The 22,855-nt window shown below is 67.4% G+C and carries 25 protein-coding genes and 1 tRNA gene; 13 read left to right on the forward strand and 13 right to left on the reverse strand.

The window, feature by feature from the left end; all coding sequences use genetic code 11:
* Nucleotides 1-15: 15 nt before the first annotated feature.
* Nucleotides 16-891, forward strand: coding sequence for a DeoR/GlpR family DNA-binding transcription regulator (locus tag CAM01S_RS06605; protein ID WP_066518063.1), 876 nt, complete (start codon nt 16-18; stop codon nt 889-891).
* Nucleotides 892-899: 8 nt separating this feature from the next.
* Nucleotides 900-1,850 (forward strand): aldose 1-epimerase family protein, encoded by a 951-nt coding sequence (locus CAM01S_RS06610; RefSeq protein WP_066518064.1) that lies wholly within the window; start codon nt 900-902, stop codon nt 1,848-1,850.
* 10 nt (nt 1,851-1,860) lie between these two features.
* On the opposite strand, the gene CAM01S_RS06615 is transcribed toward CAM01S_RS06610, so the two are convergent.
* Nucleotides 1,861-2,178, reverse strand: a complete 318-nt coding sequence (locus tag CAM01S_RS06615; RefSeq protein ID WP_066518065.1) for a hypothetical protein — start codon at nt 2,176-2,178, stop codon at nt 1,861-1,863.
* A 236-nt stretch (nt 2,179-2,414) separates the two neighbouring features.
* Between CAM01S_RS06615 and CAM01S_RS06620 the strand changes: the two genes are divergently transcribed.
* Both CAM01S_RS06620 and CAM01S_RS06625 read left to right on the forward strand, forming a co-directional pair.
* Nucleotides 2,415-2,490 (forward strand) — tRNA-Lys (locus tag CAM01S_RS06620).
* 320 nt (nt 2,491-2,810) lie between these two features.
* Nucleotides 2,811-3,272, forward strand: a complete 462-nt coding sequence (locus CAM01S_RS06625; RefSeq protein WP_245631556.1) for a DUF8462 domain-containing protein — start codon at nt 2,811-2,813, stop codon at nt 3,270-3,272.
* Nucleotides 3,273-3,470: 198 nt separating this feature from the next.
* Here CAM01S_RS06625 and CAM01S_RS14825 read toward each other — a convergent pair whose 3' ends face one another.
* Nucleotides 3,471-3,632 carry a hypothetical protein gene (locus tag CAM01S_RS14825; protein ID WP_169795848.1) on the reverse strand — a complete coding sequence of 54 codons (162 nt, stop codon included), beginning with the start codon at nt 3,630-3,632 and terminating at the stop codon, nt 3,471-3,473.
* 124 nt (nt 3,633-3,756) lie between these two features.
* Between CAM01S_RS14825 and CAM01S_RS06630 the strand changes: the two genes are divergently transcribed.
* The 3 genes from CAM01S_RS06630 (at nt 3,757) to CAM01S_RS06640 (ending at nt 6,410) form a co-directional block, all read left to right on the forward strand.
* Nucleotides 3,757-4,386, forward strand: a complete 630-nt coding sequence (locus CAM01S_RS06630) for a DNA-directed RNA polymerase subunit beta (RefSeq protein ID WP_066518068.1) — start codon at nt 3,757-3,759, stop codon at nt 4,384-4,386.
* 531 nt (nt 4,387-4,917) lie between these two features.
* On the forward strand, nt 4,918-5,514 hold the full coding sequence (locus CAM01S_RS06635) for a sigma-70 family RNA polymerase sigma factor (protein ID WP_066518074.1): 597 nt from the start codon (nt 4,918-4,920) through the stop codon (nt 5,512-5,514).
* The gene (locus CAM01S_RS06640; RefSeq protein ID WP_066518076.1) at nt 5,511-6,410 is read left to right on the forward strand and encodes an anti-sigma factor; all 900 of its coding nucleotides are present in this window, start codon (nt 5,511-5,513) and stop codon (nt 6,408-6,410) included. The genes CAM01S_RS06635 and CAM01S_RS06640 overlap by 4 nt, the downstream gene beginning before the upstream one ends.
* Nucleotides 6,411-6,483: 73 nt before the next feature.
* Here the strand turns inward: CAM01S_RS06640 and pstB are convergent, their stop codons facing one another.
* The 8 genes from pstB to CAM01S_RS06680 form a co-directional block, all read right to left on the reverse strand.
* The gene (gene pstB / locus CAM01S_RS06645) at nt 6,484-7,263 is read right to left on the reverse strand and encodes a phosphate ABC transporter ATP-binding protein PstB (protein WP_066518085.1); all 780 of its coding nucleotides are present in this window, start codon (nt 7,261-7,263) and stop codon (nt 6,484-6,486) included.
* A 43-nt stretch (nt 7,264-7,306) separates the two neighbouring features.
* A complete protein-coding gene (pstA, locus tag CAM01S_RS06650) occupies nt 7,307-8,386 on the reverse strand; it encodes a phosphate ABC transporter permease PstA (RefSeq protein WP_066518090.1) in 1,080 nt (359 codons plus the stop codon).
* 17 nt (nt 8,387-8,403) lie between these two features.
* The gene (pstC, locus tag CAM01S_RS06655) at nt 8,404-9,354 is read right to left on the reverse strand and encodes a phosphate ABC transporter permease subunit PstC (RefSeq protein ID WP_066518096.1); all 951 of its coding nucleotides are present in this window, start codon (nt 9,352-9,354) and stop codon (nt 8,404-8,406) included.
* 162 nt (nt 9,355-9,516) lie between these two features.
* On the reverse strand, nt 9,517-10,647 hold the full coding sequence (gene pstS, locus CAM01S_RS06660; RefSeq protein WP_066518099.1) for a phosphate ABC transporter substrate-binding protein PstS: 1,131 nt from the start codon (nt 10,645-10,647) through the stop codon (nt 9,517-9,519).
* Between the two features lie 197 nt (nt 10,648-10,844).
* Complete coding sequence (locus tag CAM01S_RS06665; RefSeq protein ID WP_066518108.1) at nt 10,845-11,792, reverse strand: NUDIX hydrolase; 948 nt, start codon at nt 11,790-11,792, stop codon at nt 10,845-10,847.
* On the reverse strand, nt 11,789-13,954 hold the full coding sequence (locus CAM01S_RS06670) for an RNA degradosome polyphosphate kinase (protein WP_066518117.1): 2,166 nt from the start codon (nt 13,952-13,954) through the stop codon (nt 11,789-11,791). Before CAM01S_RS06670 ends, CAM01S_RS06665 begins: the two co-directional genes overlap by 4 nt.
* 63 nt (nt 13,955-14,017) lie before the next feature.
* The gene (gene mshD / locus CAM01S_RS06675; RefSeq protein ID WP_157071451.1) at nt 14,018-14,854 is read right to left on the reverse strand and encodes a mycothiol synthase; all 837 of its coding nucleotides are present in this window, start codon (nt 14,852-14,854) and stop codon (nt 14,018-14,020) included.
* 37 nt (nt 14,855-14,891) lie between these two features.
* Nucleotides 14,892-15,581: a response regulator transcription factor gene (locus tag CAM01S_RS06680; RefSeq protein WP_066518130.1), complete on the reverse strand. Its 690-nt coding sequence runs from the start codon at nt 15,579-15,581 to the stop codon at nt 14,892-14,894.
* An 82-nt stretch (nt 15,582-15,663) separates the two neighbouring features.
* On the opposite strand from CAM01S_RS06680, the gene CAM01S_RS06685 reads away from it, so the two are divergent.
* The 3 genes from CAM01S_RS06685 (at nt 15,664) to ygfZ (ending at nt 17,802) form a co-directional block, all read left to right on the forward strand.
* Nucleotides 15,664-15,939, forward strand: a complete 276-nt coding sequence (locus tag CAM01S_RS06685) for a hypothetical protein (RefSeq protein ID WP_066518134.1) — start codon at nt 15,664-15,666, stop codon at nt 15,937-15,939.
* A gap of 139 nt (nt 15,940-16,078) precedes the next feature.
* Complete coding sequence (locus CAM01S_RS06690) at nt 16,079-16,675, forward strand: heme-binding beta-barrel domain-containing protein (protein ID WP_066518136.1); 597 nt, start codon at nt 16,079-16,081, stop codon at nt 16,673-16,675.
* Nucleotides 16,675-17,802, forward strand: coding sequence for a CAF17-like 4Fe-4S cluster assembly/insertion protein YgfZ (ygfZ, locus tag CAM01S_RS06695; protein WP_066518138.1), 1,128 nt, complete (start codon nt 16,675-16,677; stop codon nt 17,800-17,802). The genes CAM01S_RS06690 and ygfZ overlap by 1 nt, the downstream gene beginning before the upstream one ends.
* Here ygfZ and CAM01S_RS06700 read toward each other — a convergent pair.
* Nucleotides 17,765-18,547, reverse strand: coding sequence for a class I SAM-dependent methyltransferase (locus CAM01S_RS06700; RefSeq protein ID WP_066518141.1), 783 nt, complete (start codon nt 18,545-18,547; stop codon nt 17,765-17,767). The genes ygfZ and CAM01S_RS06700 overlap by 38 nt on opposite strands.
* A 53-nt stretch (nt 18,548-18,600) precedes the next feature.
* Here CAM01S_RS06700 and CAM01S_RS06705 point away from each other — a divergent pair, with 53 nt between their 5' ends.
* A complete protein-coding gene (locus CAM01S_RS06705) occupies nt 18,601-19,344 on the forward strand; it encodes a phosphoglyceromutase (RefSeq protein ID WP_066518144.1) in 744 nt (247 codons plus the stop codon).
* 120 nt (nt 19,345-19,464) lie between these two features.
* Here CAM01S_RS06705 and CAM01S_RS06710 read toward each other — a convergent pair whose 3' ends face one another.
* Nucleotides 19,465-20,001 carry a P-loop nucleotide/nucleoside kinase family protein gene (locus tag CAM01S_RS06710; protein WP_066518146.1) on the reverse strand — a complete coding sequence of 179 codons (537 nt, stop codon included), beginning with the start codon at nt 19,999-20,001 and terminating at the stop codon, nt 19,465-19,467.
* Between the two features lie 70 nt (nt 20,002-20,071).
* Complete coding sequence (phoU, locus tag CAM01S_RS06715; RefSeq protein WP_066518148.1) at nt 20,072-20,731, reverse strand: phosphate signaling complex protein PhoU; 660 nt, start codon at nt 20,729-20,731, stop codon at nt 20,072-20,074.
* Between the two features lie 158 nt (nt 20,732-20,889).
* Between phoU and CAM01S_RS06720 the strand changes: the two genes are divergently transcribed.
* Nucleotides 20,890-22,056 (forward strand): sensor histidine kinase, encoded by a 1,167-nt coding sequence (locus CAM01S_RS06720; RefSeq protein WP_066518150.1) that lies wholly within the window; start codon nt 20,890-20,892, stop codon nt 22,054-22,056.
* Nucleotides 22,057-22,126: 70 nt separating this feature from the next.
* Nucleotides 22,127-22,807: a response regulator gene (locus CAM01S_RS06725; protein ID WP_066518152.1), complete on the forward strand. Its 681-nt coding sequence runs from the start codon at nt 22,127-22,129 to the stop codon at nt 22,805-22,807.
* Nucleotides 22,808-22,855 lie beyond the last annotated feature (48 nt).

Genomic DNA, 22,855 nt, shown 5'->3' on the forward strand with positions numbered 1-22,855 from the left:
AACGAAACTTGGCCTATGGGACGTGTGGAGGGCCTCCAGAGCGACGCGGAGGGGTTGCCGGCGCCGCTTCGGCAGGACCGCATCGTGGCGCTCGTCCACGCCGCACCGGGGCTCGTACGCACGGCGACCCTCGCTGCGCACCTGGGCACCAGTGAGGTCACGATCCGGCAGGACCTCGCCGCGCTCGATGGCGCTGGTCGGATCCGTCGCGTCCACGGGGGAGCGCTCAGCGCCACTGCGGACGGACTCGCAAACGCCGAGCGGCCGTACGAGGAGACCGCCGTCGAGCATGCGGCCGCGAAGGCCGCGATCGGATCGGCTGCGGCGGCGATGGTCGAGTCCGGCATGTGCGTTCTCCTCGATGTCGGGACGACGACGGCGGCCGTCGCCGAAGCGTTGATCGCGCGACGCGACTTGGCCGATCTCACCGTCGTGACCAACTCGCTGACGAACGCGCTCGCGCTCGAGCGCGCCGTCCCACGGTTCACCGTCATCGTGACGGGAGGCACCCTGCGCCCCCTGCAACATTCGCTCGTCGCGCCGTTTGCGGGCACGATCCTGCCGATGGTCCATGCCGACCTGGCGATCATCGGGTGCACCGGCGTGTCCGCACGTGGCGGGGTGACGAACGTGAACCTGCCCGAGACCGAACTCAAGCGACAACTTGTCGAGTCCGCCCGGCGTACCGTCGTCGTCGCGGACGGTCACAAGATCGGCCGCACGGATGTCGGCGTCATCTGCGCGCTCGATGCAGTCGATCGCGTGATCACCGCCGACGTGGATCAGGACAGTCTGGAGGCGCTCCGAACCGCCGGCGTGACGGTCACCGTTGCGCAGATGGCGGGGCGCCGCGGATTGGACGAGTCGAGCGAATCGACCGTCTTCGTGTGAGGAGCGAGATGCAGACGACACCCACCGGTGGGCAGTACCACCTCCGACTCGACGGCCCGGACGGTGGTGTCGAGGCCACGATCACGCAGGTTGCTGCCGGGATCCGGTCGCTGCGGGTCGGCGGCGTCGATCTGACGGAGCCGTTCCCGGCGCACCAGGCACCGGCGGGAGCGTGCGGCATCGTGCTCATGCCGTGGCCGAACCGAGTGGCGAACGCGAAGTGGGAGCTCGACGGCGCTGACCAGCAGCTCGACGTGACGGAGCCGAAGAGCGGCAATGCGATCCACGGGCTGCTCCGCTTCTCGCCGTATCAGGCGGTCACGCAGACGGCGGACTCGCTGCTGCAGGAGGCGACGGTCTTTCCGCAGCACGGCTGGCCGTTCGTGCTCGAGACCCGCGTGCATCATGAGCTGCAGCCGGATGGCCTTCGGGTGACGCACGAGGTCGTGAACCGCTCTGCTCGCCGCGCGCCGTTCGCGGTGGGAAATCATCCGTACCTGCGGGTCGGTGCGGTGCCGATCGAGGACTGCGTGATCACGCTGCCCGCGGCGACAGCGTTCACCACGGATGCGCAGTCGATTCCGACGGGAACGCAGCCCGTCGACGGAACACCGCTCGACCTGCGCGGCGGCGTCCGGGTCGGGGACGCGGATCTCGATACCGGGTACACGGATATCGCCGCGGACGCGGAAGGTATTCGACGCGCGCATCTGCAGAGCCCGGATGGCGACGCGACGGAGCTCTGGATGGATGACTCGTTCCGGTTCGCGCAGGTGTTCACCTCGCGGATCTTCCCGCGCTACGACGAGTCCGGCGTCCCGGTCGGGAAGCGGCTTGCGCTCGCTGTGGAGCCGATGACGGCGCCGGCAAACGCGCTCAACTCGGGGACGGGCCTCCGATGGCTGGAGCCGGATGAGCGGTGGACGGGTTCGTGGGGAATCCGTCGGATCGCGCAGTAGGCGCCCGAACTCAGCCGCGACGCATGCGGAGCGCTTCGATCGCGAGGGACTCGCTCGCGTAGCTTCCGATCGGTGTGGCCCACGCGGGGTCGTCACCGCGGAGTGCGGTGAAGCCGTGCCGTTCGTGGCGCACGTAGCCGAGAACGTGGTGAGGGGTGTGCACTTCGACGAAGTCGTCGCGAATGCGGCGCACGCTGACCGTGGCACGCCGTCGGAGCGCGTCGAGGAGGAGTGCGTCGCCGGGCGTGGCGAGGATGGAATCGAGGTCCGATCCGGCGCGCGCGTCGGCGATGGAGCTGGCCTGCGACTCGTCGATGGGAGCGGACACTGATGTACCCCTTTTGTGACTCGAATTGGTGCTCGAACCAGCCAGCCGGTGGCCGATCCGGGAAGGACACTATCGAGCCGAGGTGTTGGAATGGCTGAAGCTTTCCTGCATCCCGGACAAGGATCCCAATGATCTGGCTGTGGAGGACGTGTACCCCGATAGTGCGCGGCCGCGCGTGTCGGCGCGGAATGCGGATGAGCGGCATAGTCGCGAGAAGCCGGTAGCCTTGACGCTGAGGGCCTCTAGCTCAGTCGGTAGAGCACCGGACTTTTAATCCGAGGGTCGTGGGTTCGAGCCCCACGGGGCCCACCACCTAGGGGGCTTCGGCGGTCGCAGGCGGTTCTACCCCTGAACTGGCCTCCCGCATCGCGTCGAAATCACTCGCCGTTCTCGCACTACGGTGGTTGGACCCATGTGGCCGTCCTGGGGCGCCGTCCGGTCGCGCTTTTGGTGACAAGACCGTTCAACGCAGGCTGCCCGTCACCTTCGTTGGTGCTGGCCTGCCTCAGATTGGCGAACTCGCCGGCGATGCCAAGTCATACGCAGAGCGCCTGTTCCAGTTCCCCGAGATCGACTCGCTCAGCGAAGAGGATGCTCGACAGGCTCTAACGGAGCCCGCGGCGAGTGAAGGCGTGACTTTCGACGAGGAAGCAGTCCAGCTTGCTATCGGCATCACCCAGGGCTACCCGTACTTCATTCAGGAGCTCGGGTACCAGGTATGGGACATAGCCGACGGTCCAACGATCACCGCCAAAGACGTTTCGGACGCCCGCGAAGGATACGAGGCCAAGTTGGACAGCTCGTTCTTTCGAGTCAGACTCGACCGGGCCACACCGCTGCAGACCGCCTACATGCGCGCCATGGCTCAGCTCGGCCCGGATGCGCAAAAGGCAGCCGACGTCGCCGCCGTACTGAACCGTGAGTCGACGCAGCTCGGGCCGACGCGTGCCGAGCTGATCGACATGGGGCTGCTTTACACGCCAGAACACGGCTACGCCGCGTTCACCGTCCCGAACTTCGACCAATTCATGCTGCGCGCGGTACCAAACCTGGTCGTCCCCGAGGTGCAGAGGCGGCAACGGAATCGGAGCTAACCTCCACCAAGCCGCCCGCGGCAACACTTCCGAGGCGGCGGTCAGGCGTGTCCGCGACGGAGCCAAGCCTCTGCATGGAGTCACTTTTGACTGAATCAGGGCCGCTAATGAAGCGGCGGAAGCGCGATCGAGCGATGCGACGGCCCGGGTGGGTTGCGGAGCTCACCGCACGAGCGTGGGCCCACTTTCGATCGGACGTCAGCTCCGGCGCCCGGTCAGCATCCGCAGGACCCAGGCGATCACTGCGAGGATCGCGACGATGAGGCCCACCCAGAGCAGGAGCTTCACGCTCGCGATGAAGCCACCGAAGATCAGCACGATCACGGCGACGATGAACAGGATGACGAGGAACGCGTTCACGAGAACTCCTTGTTCGTCGCGGGGCCGGCGACGCTGCCGGTGTTCCGCGCAGTGGAGCCGGGGTCCAGCCCGACCGGTTGGTTGCTGATCTGCGACGCTACACGCGACGCCTACACTGTGCCGGGTGCCTCGCGAACATCATCGGCCGGTCCCGTTCACTGATGCGGAGTTCGCCGCGATCCAGGGCGGCGAAGACCCCGCCGTCGTGAACCGTGTTGCGCATGAGACGGCGCATGCGCTGCTCCACCGAGTTCGCACGGATCCGGATCCGGAAGTCGTCGAGCGTCTTGTCACCTACACCGATACGAACGGCATCGACGCGCTCGCCGAACTGTGGGCGCGGGTCTCGCCGCACACCCTGCCCGGTGCGCTGTGGCGTATCTACCTTGTGCGAGCGCTGATCCTGCAGGATCCGACCGAGATCAGTTACCTCTTCGAGCGCGGAACCGCGGCGATTGCGACCATCGACGAGGCTGTCGCCGGTGCCGAGCGACCGACCGGCCCGAGCGAGATCGTGACGCTCGCCGACCAGATCCTCCGCGGCGTGTTCACGGGCGACTTCGCTGTCGCCCTTGATCGTGGCGCGGCCTTCTGCAGGTTGGTCGCCGCAGGCGCCGCGGAGGTTGCCGACGCAGCCGAATCATCGTCCGAGGAGCGCGCAACGGTGTTGACGACCCGAGCGCTCCGGCTGACGGACTTGGCACGCGAGCTCGCGGCCGCGGCTGCGTTGTGGCGGCGCGACAGTCTCGACTGACTACGCAGGCAGTCCGACGTATCCGCGGCGCTCGATGACAATCTGGCCGTGCGGCTTCGCAGCGTCGGAGGTGCCGGACCGCAGAAACGCCTCTCGGCGCGAGGCCGCTCGAAGCGGCGAATATTGGAGCCCGGGGTTTGCTGCGGCCCGACCCGTCAATGGTACCGAAGTGCCGCCGCTGGCTCGCTGATGTTCACTCGCGACGAAACGTCGGGGGACCCGGGCGTGGCGAACGCGCGGCGAGAAGGCGGCGGGAACGTGGCGGGAACGGGCAGCAGTCGAGCGTCGGGGATCCGAGAAGCACCAGGGCAATCCGGAGCGGCGCCGGCGACGAACGATGAATGTGACGACGGGCAGCCCATGGAATCTCCGGGAAGCATCGCTTCCGTGTGATTCGGGCGTCAGCCAATTCCCTGCGAATCGCACCGATTGGACTGCCTGTCGTCGCTCCAGCCACCGCGCAATGCTGTGGACAACCCGAGGCGGCGCACAGTCTGCCGAGCGTATCGGACGGACGGAGGAAAACCTGCAATGCTGACACTCGTGTCACATGAGATCGACGGGAGCGCCACCGCGCCGGAACAGACATCCGCCGAAGATCTCCTGGTCCGCGTCGCCTCCGGAGATCCATCCGCGTTCTCCGAGTTGTACGACCTCCTCGCCGGTCGCGTTCTCGGGCTCGTCACGCGCCTCCTGAAGGACCGTGCGCAGTCAGAGGAAGTGACCCAAGAGATCTTCCTCGAGATCTGGCAGAACGCCACCCGCTTTGATCCGGAACGTGGCTCCGCGGCCAGCTGGGTCCTGACCATGGCGCACCGCCGCGCAGTCGACCGCGTTCGTGCTGCGCAAGCGGCGCGTGACCGGGACACCCGCGTCGGGATCCGTGACTTCGAAACCGACTTCGACTCGGTGACGGAATCCGTCGAGATCCGAATTGAGCACGAGCGGGTGACACGCGCACTGTCGCGGCTCACCGAATTCCAGCGCCAGGCCGTGACCATGGCCTACTACGGCGGCTATTCGCATAGCGAGATGGCCAGCATCCTCGGTATCCCCATCGGTACCGTCAAAACCCGCCTCCGCGACGGCATGATCCGTTTGCGCGACGAACTGGGGGTGACCTCATGAACCCGCACGATGACCCGTCCGCGCTCACCGGCGCCTTCGCGCTCGATGCAGTCGACGAGCACGAGCGCGCGGCGATGGAGGCTGCGCTCCGCGAGTCGCACATCTTGCGCGACGAGATCTCCTCAATGGAAGAGACCGCTGTGCTCCTCGCTTACTCGACCGATCCGATCGAGCCCCCGGCCGAGCTCAAAGCCACGTTGATGGCCAAGATCGCCACGACTCCGCAACATCCGGCGGCAGACAACACCCACGCAGCCCGCCCTGCACCCGACGTCGTGGCGGACGCGCCGGCCGACACGCCGGCGCCGGTCATTCCGCTCACCGGTAACGACGCCGCGCCCGAGCTTGCCAGCGCGGTCGACGCTCCGACGTCCACCAGCGTCGGCGCTGCCGAGCGCGCGCGGCTCCGGTGGTTCCAGCGGCCGGCCCAGCTGCTGACGGCGGCCGCCGCCGCGGTCGCGATCTTCGTCGGCGGTGGTCTCACGGCCAATGCCGTGTTCGATCACTCGACAACGAGCCCGGCGTCGTCCACCGCGTCAGGCATGTCTCGTATCTACGCAGCCGCCGACTTCCAGCGGGCGACCGCCCCGGTCCAGGGGGGAGGCTCGGCGACCGTCGTCTGGTCCGACCAGCTCCGCCAATCTGCCGTGATTCTCAAGCACGTTCCACCGGCACCCTCCGGGAAGACCTACGAGCTCTGGTACATCGGCACCACGATCCGTCCGGCAGGAACAGTGAGCAACATCGCGAACGGCACCACCTCCGCGATGCTGATAGGTTCGATGTCTCCTGCGGACACGATCGGGATCACGATTGAGCCCGCGGGCGGAACCAAGCAGCCCACGACGAAGCCGATCGTGGCAATCCCGACGACCGGCCAGGCGACGGGCGCGTAACACAGCAGGTCACCCAGCAACGGGGCGGCGAACCGAGATCTCGGTTCGCCGCCCCGTGGTCGTAGGGCTCAGATCACCCAAAGCGTCCGGAGACGTAGTCCTCGGTCGCCTGCACGCTGGGGTTCGAAAAGATGGTCGCCGTGTCACCGTACTCGATGAGGTGACCGGGCTGACCGGTGCCAGCGATGTTGAAGAAGGCAGTCTTGTCGCTCACGCGCGACGCCTGCTGCATGTTGTGGGTCACGATCACGATCGTGTAGTCCTTCTTCAGCTCCTCGATCAGATCCTCGATCGCCAGTGTCGAGATCGGGTCGAGTGCCGAGCACGGCTCGTCCATCAGCAGCACATCGGGCTGCACGGCGATCGCGCGGGCGATGCAGAGCCGCTGCTGCTGACCGCCGGAGAGGCCCATGCCCGGCTTGTCGAGGCGGTCTTTGACCTCGTTCCACAGGTTCGCGCCCTGCAGGGAACGCTCGACGACGTCATCCGCTTCAGGCCGGCTGATGCGCTTGTTGTTCAGCTTGACGCCAGCGAGCACGTTGTCGCGGATCGACATCGTCGGGAACGGATTGGCGCGTTGGAACACCATCCCGACCTGGCGGCGTACGAGCACCGGGTCCACGCCGGGCGCGTAGAGGTCATCGCCGTCGACCTTCACCTCGCCCTCGACCCACGCACCGGGAATCACCTCGTGCATGCGGTTCAAGGTGCGGAGGAACGTGGACTTTCCGCAGCCGGACGGACCGATGAAGGCGGTCACCGTGCGGGGCTCGATCGACATCGAGACGCCCTCGACGGCCTTGAACTTGTTGTAGTAGACGTTGAGGCCGTTGACCTCGATGCGCTTGGACACGCTTGGTTCCTTTGCTGGGTGGTCGACGCTATGCCGGTGAGGGCTAGCGCGGAAGCTTGGGGGCGAAGATTCGCGCAATGAGGCGCGCGATGAGGTTCAGCAGCATCACGATGAGGATCAGCACGAGCGCGGCGGTCCACGCCCGATCGATGAAGGGTACGGGATTCGGACCCTGCTGCGCGTACTGCGTGTAAGCGAACACCGGGAGCGTCATCATCGGGTTCTTGAACAGGTTGTAGTTCATGCTTGTCGTCACACCGACGGTGACGAGCAGCGGCGCGGTCTCGCCGATCACGCGGGCGATGGCGAGCATCACGCCGGTCGTGATGCCGGCGAGGCTCGTGGGAATGACCACCTTGACGATGGTGAGCCACTTCGGCACGCCGAGGGCATAGGCGGCCTCGCGCAGATCGTTCGGCACGATCTTGAAGATCTCCTCTGTCGATCGAACGACAATCGGGATCATGAGGACACTCAAGGCGACGGATCCGACGGCGCCGAACCGTGCCTCCGGGCCGAGCAGCAGCGTGAACAGTGCGAAGGCGAAGAGGCCGGCGACGATCGACGGGATGCCGGTCATGACGTCGACGAAGAACGTGATGCCTCTCGCCAGCCATCCGCGCCCGTACTCGACGAGGTAGATCGAGGTCATCAGTCCGATCGGGACCGAGATCAGCGTCGCGAACAGGGTGATCTCGAGCGTGCCCATGATCGCGTGCAGCGCGCCTCCACCGGTGGTGATGACGCCACGCATCGAATAGGTGAAGAACTGCGCGTCGAAGCGAGCGAGACCCGCGGAGACCACCTTCCAGAGCAGCGACACCAGCGGGAGGAGGGCGATGATGAACGCCGTTGTCACGAGTGAGGTGATCAGGCGGTCCACTGCTTTACGGCCGCCCTCGACGATCATCGAGATGACGACGATGAGGACGTCGAACAGGATGGTGCCGAGAAACAGTGCACCGACGACGTTGAAGTTCTTCACCGTGCCGCCCGCGTTGAGAAGAGCGAACACCGCGGCGAGAACGACCCAGCTCCCGACGAGCAGGATCCACGGGACGGACTTGTGCAGCTTTCCGGCGGCGAAGACGTTCCCGGAGGACTGACGGAGTGCGAGGGACATCGGGGGCTCCTTCCGGCTCACGCCACGCGCTTGCGCACGATGAACCGCGCAAGCATGTTGATGACAAGCGTGATGACGAAGAGCACGAGGCCGGACGCGATCAGCGCATTGAGGGAAATGCCGGACGAGTCGGCGAACTGCAGTGCGATGTTCGCGGCGATCGTCGAGGGGTTCAACGAGGTGAGGACGCGGAAGCTGACAACTTGGGAGACCGACAGCACCATGGCCACGGCGAGCGTCTCACCGAGCGCGCGGCCGAGCCCGAGCATGATCGCCGACACGATCCCGGACCGCCCGAAGGGGATAACGGCCATCCGGATCATCTCCCAGCGCGTCGCACCGAGTGCGAGCGCTGCTTCCTCGTTGATGCGAGGGGCCTGCAGGAAGATCTCCCGCATGATGGCGGTCATGATCGGGAGCGTCATCACGGCGAGCACGATCCCCGCGGTGAGGATCGTGCGTCCGGTGCCACTCACCTGCCCGCTGAACAGCGGGAACCAGCCGAGATACTGGTTGAGGAAGACGTAGAAGGGGCGAATGAGGGGGGCGAAGGTCAGCACGCCCCAGAGCCCGAATACGACGCTCGGCACAGCGGCAAGCAGATCGATGATGTAGCCGAGGATCGCAGCGACACGACGTGGCGCGTAGTGCGAGATGAACAGCGCGATCCCGAGGGACACCGGCGTCGCCATGATCAGGGCGAGGACCGCTGCCCAGACGGTGCCAAAGACGAGGGGCCAGACGTAGGCCCAGAAGTTCGTCGCATTGTTCGGGAGGGTGCCGGCCTTCGCGGACAGTGCCGGGAGGCTCTGCCAGATCAGGAAGGCGGCCACCAGCGCGAGGACCAGCAGAATGATGGCGCCTGCGATGACGGCTGCGGCGGAGAAGACACGGTCTCCGATTCGGACCGTTGGTCGGGGTCGTCGAGCGGAAACGGAAGGCTCGGATCGAGCCGATGCTGTCGTCATGTCCTTCGCGGACTCCAGATTCGGGTGATGCCGGGGGAGGCGGGGTTGGGCCAGTCACGATGGCTGGCGGGGGAGGCGCTCAGAGTGGTGCCCTGAACGTCGCGTGGCTCAGGCGCCCGGCCAGAAGTGGGTGGAGCCGGGCACCTGAGCGCTGAGACGGTCTTACTTGATCGAAGCGATCGCTTTGGCGTCCTTCGCAGCGAGCTCGGAGGAGAGCGGCGCGGAGCCGGCCTGAGCGGCCGACGCCTTCTGTCCGGCGTCGCTGATGATGTAGTTGAAGTAGGCCTTGATGAGCTTGGCTTTTGCAGGGTCAGCGTACTGCTGGCATGCGACCAGGTTCGAGGCGAGAACGATCGGCCAGTCGTTGGCGCCGGTCGTCGTGCGGGGGATCGTCAGGGCGAGGTCGTTCGCGGAGCGACCCGAGTCCTGCTGCGCCTGACCGACGACCGCCGCGGCACCGGCCGCCGTGATCGCGCGGACCTTGCCGCCGATGGAGAGCTTCGCCTTCGACAGGCCGGTCGCGCCGGAGTTGTCGATGTACGTGATGCTGTCGCTGGCGGACTTCAGTGCGGCGGCGACCCCGGAGGTGCCCTGCGCTGCGTCGCCGATCTGCACCGGGAATGCCTCGCTCGGTGCCGAGGTCCAGTCGGACGGTGCGGCCGCGGCGAGGTACTCGGTGAAGTTCGCCGTGGTGCCGGACTTGTCGGAGCGGTGCACGACGTTGATCTTCGCGGCCGGGAGGCTCGCGCCCGAGTTCAGCTTCGCGATCGCCGGGTCGTTCCACATGGTGATCTTGCCGGAGAAGATCTTGGCGATGGTGCTCGCGTCGAGCGTGAGGTTGCTGAGCCCCTGCACGTTGTAGGCGATCGCGATCGGGGAGATGTAGTCCGGAATGTCGATCGCCGAGGATCCCGCGGCGCAGCTCTTGAACGTCGCCTTGAGCTGGTCGGTCGTCAGCGGGATGTCGGAACCGGCGAAGTCGTCGGAGCCGGCGGTGAAGCCGGTCACGCCCGCGCCGGACCCGGCCGGGTTGTAGTTGATCGTGACGCCGGAGGCCTGGCCCTGGAAGCCGGAGGTCCAGGTGGTCTGAGCCGTGGCCTGTGCGCTGGAGCCGATGCCGTTCAGCGTGCCGGAGAGGCTCGACAGGTCCGCCGTGCCGGAGGACGAGGAGGCCGATGCGGAGCTGCTGCTGCCAGAGGTGGTGGAGCTGGACTCGTTGGCTGCGCAAGACGAGAGGGCGAGAGCGCCGACCGCCGCGATCGCGGCGACGGAGCCGATTCGCTTGATGTTCACGGGTGTCCCTTCGGGAATGTGCTGTGAGCAGGGGGGCCGTGCGGCCCGCGAGTCACGGTAGGGACGTGAGGTGACCGGGATGACGATCCCCGGTGAACGGAAGGTAAACGGAACCTGCGCAGTGGCGGGGCATGCGGACACATCGGGCTCCGCGCGCGTGGCGAATCAGTGCCACGCGACGAGTTGGAGCAGCCCGGTCAGCCGCGGATGCCGGCGGCGTGTGTTTCGACGGCGACGAGCGCATCGCCGGCGATGTGCAGCACCGCGAAGCTGCCGACGGACAGCGCTGCGGCGGTCCGGAGGTCGAAGCGATCGGGTGTCTCCGTGGTGCGGGATGCGATGCGCGCGATGATCTCGGGGAGCACCGGTCCATGGGAGCAGAGGACGGCGGTCCGCGCCTTCTCAAGACGCTTCTTGATGACCTTGCTGAGGTCGGCTTTGCCGCGTTCGTAGGCGTCTTGACTGATGTCCTGCGTGGTGGTGACGCCGATCTTCGTGCGCTTCGACAGGGGTTCGACGGTCGCTTGGCAGCGTGCTGCCGTGCTGCTGACGATCTTCTGTGGCGCGAATGCTGCGATGGCGGGTGCGGCTTGTCTCGCCTGCGCGCGCCCGACGGGGAGCAGCGGACGGGTCGCGTCCGGTCCGCCCCATTCGGATCCGGGAACGGTTTTCGCGTGGCGGAGCGCGATGACGGCGAACGTATCGTGACGCCCGTCGGCGGCGCGTTCTGCGAAGCGGTCGAGCACCGCGACGTCGCGCTCGTAGGTGAGCATGCCGCGGGCGGTGTCAACGTCGACCCAGTCGATCGCGGCGACCTCGCTGTTCGGCCGGAATTGTCCGGCCCGGTCGAGCTCCTGCTTCGTCACGTGCGCCGACCAATAGTGCACGACCTTGTCGCGGCCGTTCGGGAGCACGTACTCGGCAGTTCCGAGCGGTGCGCCGAGACCGATCCGGTACCCCGTCTCCTCGTCGACCTCTCGGACGGCGGCCGCCGGAACGGCTTCGCCCGGATCGACCTTTCCCTTGGGCAGTGAGACGTCGCTGTGGTGCGCTCGATGGATGACGAGCACCTGCAGACGATCCTTCTCGGTGCGCCAGCACACCGCTCCGGCGGCGAGGACGGGCTCGTCGTTGGACGACGTCAACGGCTCGACCGTTTCCTGGCGGAGATGGTGCGCATGAGCACATTCTGCAGGTCGTCCAGCGGTTCGCCATCTGCGCTGACCGAATGACGCGTCCATGCTCCGTCGGATTCCAGGTGCCATGAACTGGTCTCTTCGGACATCGCGAGGTCGAACAGCGCGGTGAGCTCGTCGATGTGGCTCGGCGCCGAGAGGCGGACGAGGGCCTCGACGCGACGATCCAGGTTGCGGTGCATCATGTCGGCACTGCCGATGAGGACGTCAGGGTCGCCGTCGTTGTGGAACATGAAGACGCGGGAGTGCTCGAGGTAGCGTCCGACGATGCTCCGTACCCGGATCGTCTCGCTGTACCCCTCCATAGCAGGTTTCAGTGAGCAGATACCGCGCACCCAAATGTCGATGGGCACGCCAGCTTGGCTTGCGAGGTACAGCGAGTCGATGATCTGCTCGTCCACCATCGAGTTGACCTTGATCCGGATGCCGGACGGCTTCCCCGCGCGGGCGTTCGCGGCCTCTTGTGCGATCCGCTTCACGAGACCCTTGCGGAGATGCAGCGGGGCGACGAGGAGACGTTTGAATTTCTTCTCGATGGCGTAGCCGGACAGCTCGTTGAACAGGCGTGTGAGGTCCTTGCCGACCGTGTCGTCTGCGGTGAACAGCCCCATGTCTTCGTAGATGCGGCTGGTCTTCGGGTTGTAGTTCCCGGTGCCGATATGGCTGTAGTGCCGCAGCACGTTGCCCTCCTGGCGGATGACCAGCGCGAGCTTGCAGTGGGTCTTCAGCCCGACGAGGCCGTAGACGACGTGCACGCCGGCCTTCTCGAGCTTGCGCGCCCAGGTGATGTTGTTCGCCTCATCGAAGCGGGCTTTGATCTCGACCAGCGCGAGCACCTGCTTGCCGGCCTCAGCCGCGTCGATGAGCGCTTCGACGATGGGGCTGTCGCCCGAAGTTCGGTACAGGGTCTGCTTGATGGCGAGCACGTTCGGATCGGTGGCAGCCTGCTCGAGGAACGCTTGCACACTCGTTGCGAACGACTCGTACGGGTGGTGCACGAGGACGTCCTGGGCGGCGATCGCGCCGAACAGATCGGGCTTGGTGTTGGGCTCGCCGGGTTGGAGCTGCACCGCCGTGGTCGGGACGTGCTTGACGTAGTGCAGGTCAGGCCGGGAGATGCGCGAAAGCTCGAACAGCGCCGTCAGGTCGAGCGGTGAGCTGAGGCGGAACACCTCTTGCTCTGTGATGTCGAGCTCGCGGACGAGGAGGTCCAGTGTCACCGGGTCCATGTCCTCGCCGATCTCGAGGCGAATCGGCGGCCCGAAGCGGCGCCGCAGCAGCTCGCGCTCGAGCGCTTGGATGAGGTTCTCTGCTTCGTCCTCTTCGACTTCGACGTCTTCGTTCCTGGTAACGCGGAACACATGGTGTTCGACGATCTCCATGCCGGGGAAGAGATCGTCGAGGTGGTTGGCGATGAGGTCTTCGAGCGGAATGAAGCGCTGCAGGCCGCTGCCGTCGTCGGGGAGCGCGACCAGCCGCGCGAAGTTCTGCGGGACCTTGAGCCGCGCGAACTCCTGTCGAGCGGTCTTCGGATTCCGCACCCGGACGGCGAGGTTGAGCGACAGCCCGGAGATGTACGGGAACGGGTGTGCCGGATCGACGGCCAGCGGCATGAGCACCGGGAAGATCTGTTCCGTGAAGTACTCGCGCATCCGGATCCGGTCGGGTTCGGCGAGGTCGGACCAGTGCTCGACATGAATGCCGGCGGCGTCGAGGTCGGGCTTCAGGGAGTCCTTCCAGGCGCGGGCGTGACGACTCTGCAACTCGTGTGCGAGCCGCGAGATGTCGGCGAGGACCTCATGCGGTGACCGGCCCACGTTCGTCGGGACCGCGATGCCGGTATCGATACGGCGCTTCAGGCCGGCGACACGCACCATGAAGAACTCATCGAGGTTGGACGCGAAGATCGCGAGGAAGTTGGCACGCTCGAGGAGCGGCACAGTCGGGTCTTCGCCGAGTTCGAGGACCCGTTGGTTAAACCGGAGCCAGCTGAGTTCTCGGTCGAAGTATCGATCGGTCGGCAGTGACTCATGCTCGACGGCGACGATCGCGTCGAAGTCGTCGAGGTCGGGCGCGACGGAATCTCCGGAGAGCTGCGGTTCGACGTCCATGCCCACATCCTGCCATCGGGAGGTGACGGCCGGGTGGCCGGCACCGTGCGGCCTGTGGACGGATCAGTGGTGTCCCGGCGCGCGGTACTGCACGTCTCGTGCGTACTCAGTGAACCCCGACCGCCGGTACAGGGCCAGCGCCGGCGCGTTGTCCGCTTCGACGTAGAGCGACGCCGTCCGGATTCCGAGCGAACGGAGCCGATCGAAGCCGGCGCGCATGAGTCGCCGTCCGATCCCGCGCCCCTGGAGGTCCGGACGAACCGCGACCGCGTAGAACTCGCCGATGCCGTTCTCGACCTTCAGCCAGCAGGAGCCGGCGAGTCGCGCCTCCGGATCGAGCGTTGCGTCGCTGTCGTCGAGCAGCAGGAGGTCGTCTGCGCGGAACCACGGTTCCGACTGGCGCGCATCGAGATCCGCGAGCGTCATCGCGCCCTGCTCGGGGTGGTGGGCGAAGGCCGCCGCGTTCAGTCCGAGCCAGGCGGCGTCGTCAGCGCCGGGACGGAACGGTCGGACGCGCATGGCATCGCTGCTGTCAGCGCTGGCGCCAGCGAGATCGTCGCTAGGAGGATCGCCGACGGGCGCGCGCAACTGCAGCAGGACCCGGGTCGGTGCCCAGTCGAAGCGCTCGGCAAGCGCGCGTGCGGCCGGATGATCGCCGTGCGCCCACGCAAGAACCGGCTTGCCGGTGGCGAGCGCCTGACGGACCAGCGCGGCCCCGGCGCCGCGGCCACGTGCCTCCGGAAGGACGGCCAGTTCGAGTTCGTCTCCGCGCAGGATCGCGGCGGCCACGTCTGATGTCAGGAGGACGGCGCGCCCCGAGCGCGCGTCGACGAGCGCCTGGTCGGAGAACGGCGGAGACTCCTGGGCGCCAGCCATCGCGCCGATGAGCCTGTCGATCACCGCCAGCGCCTCGGGATCCGCCCGCTGCGCGGCGCCGTCAGACACGATCGACGGCGAGTCGGTCGGCTTCGTCTTCGTACACGTTGAAGCGGTAGCCGACGTTGCGAACGGTGCCGATCAACGACTCCAGGTCGCCGAGCTTCGCCCGGAGCCGACGCACGTGGACGTCGACCGTGCGGGTGCCACCGAAGTAGTCGTAGCCCCAGACCTCGCTGAGGAGCTGCTCGCGCGTGAACACCCGCGACGGATGCGTGGCGAAGAAGCGCAGCAGCTCGAACTCCTTGAACGTGAGATCGAGCGGCCGACCTCGGACCTTCGCCGAGTAGCTCGCCTCATCGATGACGACGCCGGACGCTTGGATCTTCGATCCGGTCGACGAATGGGAGGCGCGCCCCACCACGAGCCTGATCCGCGCGTCGACCTCGGCTGGCCCCGCCGACTCGAGCACGACGTCATCGACGTTCCACTCGCTGTTCACGGCGGTGAGACCGCCCTCGGTTACGACGAGGATGACCGGGGTCGATGAATCCGTGGTGGAGATGACCTTGCACAGCCCCTTCGCGCTGGCGAGGTCTGTTCGGGCATCGACGAAGAGGAGGTCGCTCGTCGGGGCGGTGACCAGATGCGAGGCTTCTGCGGGGATGTGGCGGACCCGGTGACTGAGGAGGCCGAGCGCTGGGAGCACGTCACCGGGCGCAGCCGAGGTCAGGACCAGAAGCTGTGCCACGGAACCTCCATGCGGTCGGACGGTGCGTCCATCCTAATGACGCGCCGCATTCCCCCAGGGGCGGTGATGCAATGATGACGGAGTGAGCGACTCTGTGACGCAACGTCGCCTCCGACTGACGTCGGTCCTCCCGGTCTGGGCCGTCGCGCTGCTCGGAGCGATCCTCGTGCTGCTCTTCGCGCACGCGCGCCCGTTCGCGTGGATGCTGCTCGTTATGGTCGCGTCGGTGCTGCTGAGCTTTGCACTGCAGCTCGCCACGCAGACGAAAGACGGACTCGTCGTCCGGATCAGTGCGTCAGCGGCGGGCGCCTTCGTGATCATCCTCGTCGGCACGGCGATCCTGCTGTTCCGTCAGTGACCCCGCGTAGACTCGCCCCATGAATTCGCTGCTGCCGCTCGAGCTGTTCTACCTCGGTCTGCTCGGTCTCGCCTCGCTCGCCATCGCCTTCACGAGCGTCAGCGTGATCGTCAAGCTCTTCAAGGGCCAGCGCTGATTCATGATCTCGATTCCGGAGAACCTGCCGGCCGAGCTCGTCCCACTGTCGTGGCTGATCGGGGTGTGGGAAGGCACCGGCGTGGTGCACTACCCGGTGGGCGACGACGTCCGCGAGCACGAGTTCGGGCAGCGCATCAGCTTCAGCCATGACGGTCTGCCGTATCTGAACTACTCGTCGACGACGTGGCTGCTCGACGAGCGGCAGACACCGCTGACCGCTGAGATGGGCTACTGGCGGCTCGACCGTCCGTCCGAGCCTGGCGATCGCGGGCCAGCGATGCTGATGGGGGAGGGCCCGATTCCGTTCACGACGGCGCAGAGCGTCGAGGCTCTCCGCAACACGACCGACGGGTTCGACATCGAGGCCGCGATCATTCACCCGACAGGCGTCAACGAGCTGTACCTCGGGCGCGTGAAGGGTGGCCGCATCGACCTGTCGACCGACGCTGTCCTGCGCTCGCCGAACGCGAAGGAGTACTCCGCGGCGACGCGCATGTACGGCTTGGTCGACGGCAAGCTCTTCTGGGCCTGGGACATCGCCGCGCTCGGTCGCGAACTGACCTCGCACGCGTCCGGCCAACTCGCCAAGGTCGACTGATGCCCGAGCGCCAGGCGGTGTTCGCCGCCCGCGACGGGTTCGTGGCCGACGATTCCGGTGCGGCGGCGCACTTCGGCAACCCGCTCGGCGAGCAGCGTCTCCTGGAGCGGGGGCGCGCCGTCGTGGAGCTGCCGTGGGGCATCGTCACGGTCACCGGACCGGACCGTCTGTCCTGGCTGAACTCGATGACCTCGCAGCTGCTCCTCGGCCTTCCTGCCGGCGCGAGCACCGAGACGCTCGTGCTCGATGCATCCGGCCGGATCGAGCACGCCGCTCGCGTCGTCGACGACGGTGAGACCACATGGCTGCTGACCGACGCGGCGGACGCCGCACCGCTCGCGGCGTGGCTGACATCGATGCGCTTCATGCTGCGGGTCGAGGTGACCGATCGCTCCGACAGCGTCCACGTCCTCGGCTGGTTCGGCGACGAGCCGCCGTTCGCCGCGGCGCCGCTTCCGGAGCCGCCGCTTGTCGAGTGGGTCGATCCCTGGCGCCAGATCGCTGTCGGGGGGTGGGGATACGCCGCGCCGGAGGCCCACCCTGGGGCCGCCTGGAACCTCCGAGCCGCCATGGTCACCCCGGAGTCCGCTGCCGCGGTGGCACGCAGCGACGTCCCCGCTGCCGGCAGCCTCGCGGTGGAGGCGCTCCGGGTCGCAGCGTGGCGACCGTCGCTCACCGATGTCGACGAGCGGTCGATTCCGCACGAGCTCGACTGGCTGCGCAGCGCCGTGCACCTCGAGAAGGGCTGCTATCGCGGCCAGGAGACCGTTGCGAAGGTGCACAACCTCGGGCACCCGCCGCGGCGGCTCGTCATGCTGCACCTCGACGGTTCCGACGCGCTGCTGCCCGCCCGTGGGGCCGTCATCGAGGCTCCCGACGGCGCTGAGGCCGGCCGTGTGACGAGCCCTGCCCTGCACCACGAGCTTGGCCCGATCGCGCTCGCCGTCGTGAAGCGTGCGCTCGACCCGGGGGCGGTGCTCACGATCACCGTGGACGGTACGTCCGTGAGTGCGGCGCAGCAGGTCGTCGTGCCGCCGGAAGCGGGCGCGACCGCGAACGTTCCCCGAATGCCTCGCCTCGGCGCGACCGTCAGGCGTTCGGAGCGACCGACTCCCACGGAACACTGAGTTCGCCGAGCCGCCACCGCCGCTGACCGTGCAGCACGGGCCATCCGCCCGCTCGGAGCGCACGGACGGTGGCGATCCATCGCTGTCGCGGGCCGTACGCGCCGATCGGCGCGGACACTGCCCATGCCCGGTCAAGGTCGACGAGGAACCGATGAATGGGCTCCCCAGGCACGTTGCGGTGGATCAGCGCCTTCGGGAGCCGTTCCGCGACGACGCTCGGGGCGACCACGTCGGCAAGTCGAAGGGCGATCGTGAAGGTGCGGGGCGCCTCCCGGTCGAGCGTGATCCACGACGCAACGCGGCCGACTTCGTTGCAGGTGCCCTCGACGAGCGCGCCGGCGGGCTGCAGACGGTTCTGCATGATGCGCCAGGCGTCGCCGACCTCGGACTCGCGGTACTGCCGGAGCACGTTGAACGCACGGATCACGGCTGGCGCACGGTCACCGGGAGTCGGGGTCTCGAATCCACCGAGCCGGAAGGTCACGCCATCTCGCGTGGCTGCATTCGCCCGTGCCACACGGCCGGGCTCGATCTCGATGCCGGTCACCTCGACGTCGGGGCGGACGCGCGCGAGCCGGTCGCGGAGTTCCAACGTCGTCGTAGGGCTCGCGCCGTACCCGACGTCTGCGACGAGCGGGTCGTCGGTCAGCCGCAGCACCGGCAGCGTGGCGATCCACCGGTCGACGCGGCGGAGGCGGTTGTGACCGGTTGTCCCGCGCGTCACCGTTCCGATGGGGCTGGGCATGCGACCAGCGTAGGCACCGACGACCGCCGGGGGCGCCTCGGTAGACTCGGTCCATGACCTCGACGCTCGTCCTCCTCCGCCATGGCAACAGCGACTGGAATCAGAAGAACCTCTTCACCGGGTGGGTTGACGTCCGGCTCAGCGACCTCGGCGAGCAGGAGGCGAAGCGCGCCGGCGAGCTGATTCGCGAGTCCGGGATCGTTCCCGATGTCCTCTACACCTCGGTGCTGACGCGGGCGATTCAGACGGCGAACATCGCGCTGCTCGAGGCGGACCTCGCCTGGCTGCCGGTGAAGCGCAGCTGGCGGCTCAACGAGCGCCACTACGGCGACCTGCAGGGCAAGGACAAGGCCGAGACGCTCGCGCAATACGGCGAGGAGCAGTTCATGGAGTGGCGCCGGTCGTTCGACGTGCCGCCGCCCCCCATCGCTGACGACGCGAAATGGTCGCAGTTCGGCGATCGCCGGTACGCCGACCTCGGCGCGGACCTGCCGCGCACCGAGTCGCTGAAGCTCGTGATCGACCGCCTCCTGCCGTATTGGGAGTCGGACATCACGCAGGACCTCGCCGCGGGCAAGACAGTGCTCGTCACCGCGCACGGCAACTCGCTGCGCGCGCTCGTGAAGCACCTCGACGGCATCTCGGACACCGACATCGCGGGACTGAACATCCCGACGGGCATTCCTCTGGTCTACGAGCTCGACGACAGCTTCGCGCCGGTCAAGCCCGCGTACTACCTCGATCCGGAGGCAGCGGAGGCAGGCGCTGCGGCGGTCGCTGCGCAGGGCAAGAAGTAGGCATCGCACCGCTCACGGGTGCTGGAGCGGCCTTCCCGTCGCTGAGCTGGCTCTCGCGCTGGCGCTCAGCCGGCTTTCGCGCCGTCGCTGAGCCGTCTCACGCGCCGTCGCTGAGCCGTCTCACGCGGGGGTGCTCAGCCGGTCGATCGGCTCGACGAAGTGGGCGGCGATCTCCTGCACGAGTTCGGCGATGTCCACGCGCTCCGCGGTGGAGACGCGAATCACGGGGGTGACGCCGACCGGTGCGGCGTTCGCGCCGTGCTCGTCCCAGAAACGGAGGCCGCGCTCATCCGACGGGGAGCGCTCGCTCAGCCGGCGCCGCGCCTCCGTCTCGTCGATGTCGCACCAGATCTCGACAGCGCGAGCGGTGCCTGCGGTGGCGAGTCCCGCCTCCAGGAATCCACGATCGCGCTCGGCGAGCCAGACCGCGTCAACCACAACGCCGGCGTCGATCGCTGCTGCCATCCGCCACATGGTGTCCATGGCGATGGCGCCCAATGCGGGCGCGGGAATCATCGGACCGACCATGTCGGTGAGGGACCGCACAAGCGTGTCCTTCGAGAGCAGCGGACACCCGAGGAGCGCCGCGAGTTCCGCGCCGAGCGCTGATTTCCCGGCGCCAGGGAGGCCGTTGACGAGAATCGCGACGGAAGCCATGTCACGATCCTGGCAGAGCCAGGCGCGCCGCTCCGGCGGCTGCGCGTCGGCCGAGCCCGGCGGCTGCGCGTCAGCCGATTGCGGCGGCTCCGACCCAGTCGCCCGTCGCAAGGTACTGCACCTTCTTGGCGATGGAGACCGCGTGGTCGGCGAAGCGCTCGTGATACCGGCTGGCGAGCGTCGCATCGACGGTGTCGATCGGCTTGCCCTTCCAGGTCTCACCGAGCACGAAATCGAACACGCTGGCGTGCAACTCGTCGACCTTGTCGTCGTCGTCGCGGATCTCCGTCGCGAGGTCGAGGTCTTCGCTCTTCAGCAGCAGCACGAGCTTCTTGGCCATCGCGACGTCGAGGACGCCCATCTCCTGGAACGTCGGCCGGAGGCCCTTCGGAACGACCTTCTCCGGGAAGCGGTACCGCGCGAGCTGCGAGATGTGCTCCGCCATGTCGCCCATGCGCTCGAGCGAGGCGCTGATGCGCAGCGCGCTCACGACGACGCGGAGGTCCCGGGCGACCGGAGCCTGGCGAGCCAGGATGTCGATCGCGAGCTCGTCGAGGTCCTGTGCGCGAGCGTCGATCTTCGCGTCGTCCGCGATGACCTGCTCGGCCAACGTGACGTCGGACTCGGTGAACGCCTCGGTCGCACGCTGAATGGCGACCGCGACGAGATCGGCGATCTCGACGAGCCGCTCCTGCACCTCTTCGAGCTCTTGCTGGAACACTTCGCGCATCTGGGGCCTTCCCGTCGCATTGGTCTGTCGGCAGATGTGCTGCCATCCTCGGTCGCGGAGGTGAACGGGCGGTGACGCCGCGCTGAACGATCCCGGACATCGCCTATCAAAGCCCACTCTCGCACGGTTGCCGCGTCGCCGATCCCTACACTTGCGGCATGGACAACGCGTGGCTCGTGCCACTGTCGATGCTCCTCGGCGGAGTGTTCGGTGCAGGCGTCGTGCTCCTCGTGGTGACGGCAGAGCGAACGGCGCATGCAGCCGCCGTCGCGGAGCGCTCGCTGCCCGACGGCGTCGCGGCCGTCATCGCGACCATGCACAACCCTGCGGTGGTGCTCGATCCGTCGAACACGGTCGTCGCCGCGTCCGGCCAGGCACTCGCGATCGGGCTCGTCGTCCGTCGCCGTCTCGTGCACCGCGAGCTGACCGACCTGGTCGACCACGTCCGGTCGAGCGGCGAAGTCGCGGCCGAGGACCTCGAGCTGCCGCGTGGGCGGCGCGGTGAACTCATCGGCTACCTGTCGTTCCGAGCGGCGACCCTCGGGAACCGCTATGTCCTGCTCACGGCGGACGACCTGACCGAGTCCCGGCGGATCGATGAGGTGCGGCGAGACTTCGTCGCGAACATCTCCCACGAGTTGAAGACGCCGATCGGTGCGATCGGCCTTCTCGCCGAGACGCTCGTCGCCGCGGCGGACGACCCGGAGCACGTCCGAAAGTTCGCCACGCAGCTCATCACCGAAAGCGAACGGCTCGCCGCACTGACGAAGGACATCATCGAGCTCTCCCGCCTGCAGTCGGTGGATGCCCTCGAATCGAGCGAAGAAGTCTCCATCGACGACATCGTGCACGGCGCGATCGACTCGAACTCGGTCGTGGCGCAGTCGCGGGACATCGAGCTGGTGCGCGCGAAGAAGTCGCGGCTCCGTGTGGTGGGTGATCCGGGCCTCCTGCAGGTCGCGGTGTCGAACCTCATCGCGAACGCGATCAAGTACTCGCCGGACCACACCCGCGTCGGAGTCGGCGTGCGGAACGCGAAGGGGTTCGTCGAGATCGCCGTGACCGACCAGGGTGTCGGCATCGCCGAGGCTGATCTCGACCGCGTGTTCGAACGGTTCTACCGTGTCGACCCTGCTCGGTCGCGCGCCACGGGAGGCACGGGGCTGGGTCTCGCAATCGTCAAGCACGTCGTCGGCAACCACGGCGGCGACGTTCGCGTGTGGTCCCAGCCCGGCAAGGGATCGACGTTCACGATCCGCCTCCCCGAAGCCGACAGCAGCCTCACCGCCCCGCTCGACGAGCAGTTCGAAGAGCAGCGAGCATGACCGCCCTCATCCGTTCGTTCACCCCGCACGGGCCCGCGAAGCGCCCGGCCGTCACCCCATCGGAGCTCCAGTGACCCACATCCTGATCGTCGACGACGAGCCTGCGCTCAGCGAGCCCCTCGAGTTCCTCCTGCAGCGGGAGGGCTACGACACGTCGGTTGCTGCGGACGGCGTGAGCGCCCTTGCCAAGTTCGAGGCGGAGGGCCCGGACCTGGTGCTGCTCGACCTCATGCTTCCCGGGCTATCCGGCACCGAGGTGTGCCGGCAGATCCGCGCGAAGTCGAACACGCCGATCATCATGCTGACGGCGAAGGACTCGGAAGTGGACATCGTCGTCGGGCTGGAGCTCGGCGCGGACGACTATGTGACGAAGCCCTATTCGACGCGGGAGCTGCTCGCGCGCATTCGTGCTGTGCTGCGCCGACGGACCGAGGAGGATCCCGGCGAGACGGGCGTGCTGCAGGTCGGCGGCATCCGCATGGACGTCGAACGCCACACCGTGAGTGTCGACGGTTCGGACGTGCCCATGCCGCTCAAGGAATTTGAGCTCCTCGAGCTCCTGCTCAGGAACGCCGGACGCGTGCTGACGCGCGGCCAACTCATCGACCGGGTCTGGGGATCGGACTACTTCGGCGACACGAAGACGCTCGACGTGCACATCAAGCGCATCCGGTCGAAGATCGAGCGGGTGCCGAGCGCGCCGGAGGTCCTCGTCACCGTGCGCGGACTCGGGTACCGAATCGAGGCCTGACCGCCGGAGGTCGGATTCACGGCGGCCCTGCGCTGATTGCGTCGGCTG

The sequence above is a fragment of the Curtobacterium ammoniigenes NBRC 101786 genome (assembly GCF_001571045.1).
In the GTDB taxonomy this organism is placed as follows: domain Bacteria; phylum Actinomycetota; class Actinomycetes; order Actinomycetales; family Microbacteriaceae; genus Curtobacterium; species Curtobacterium ammoniigenes.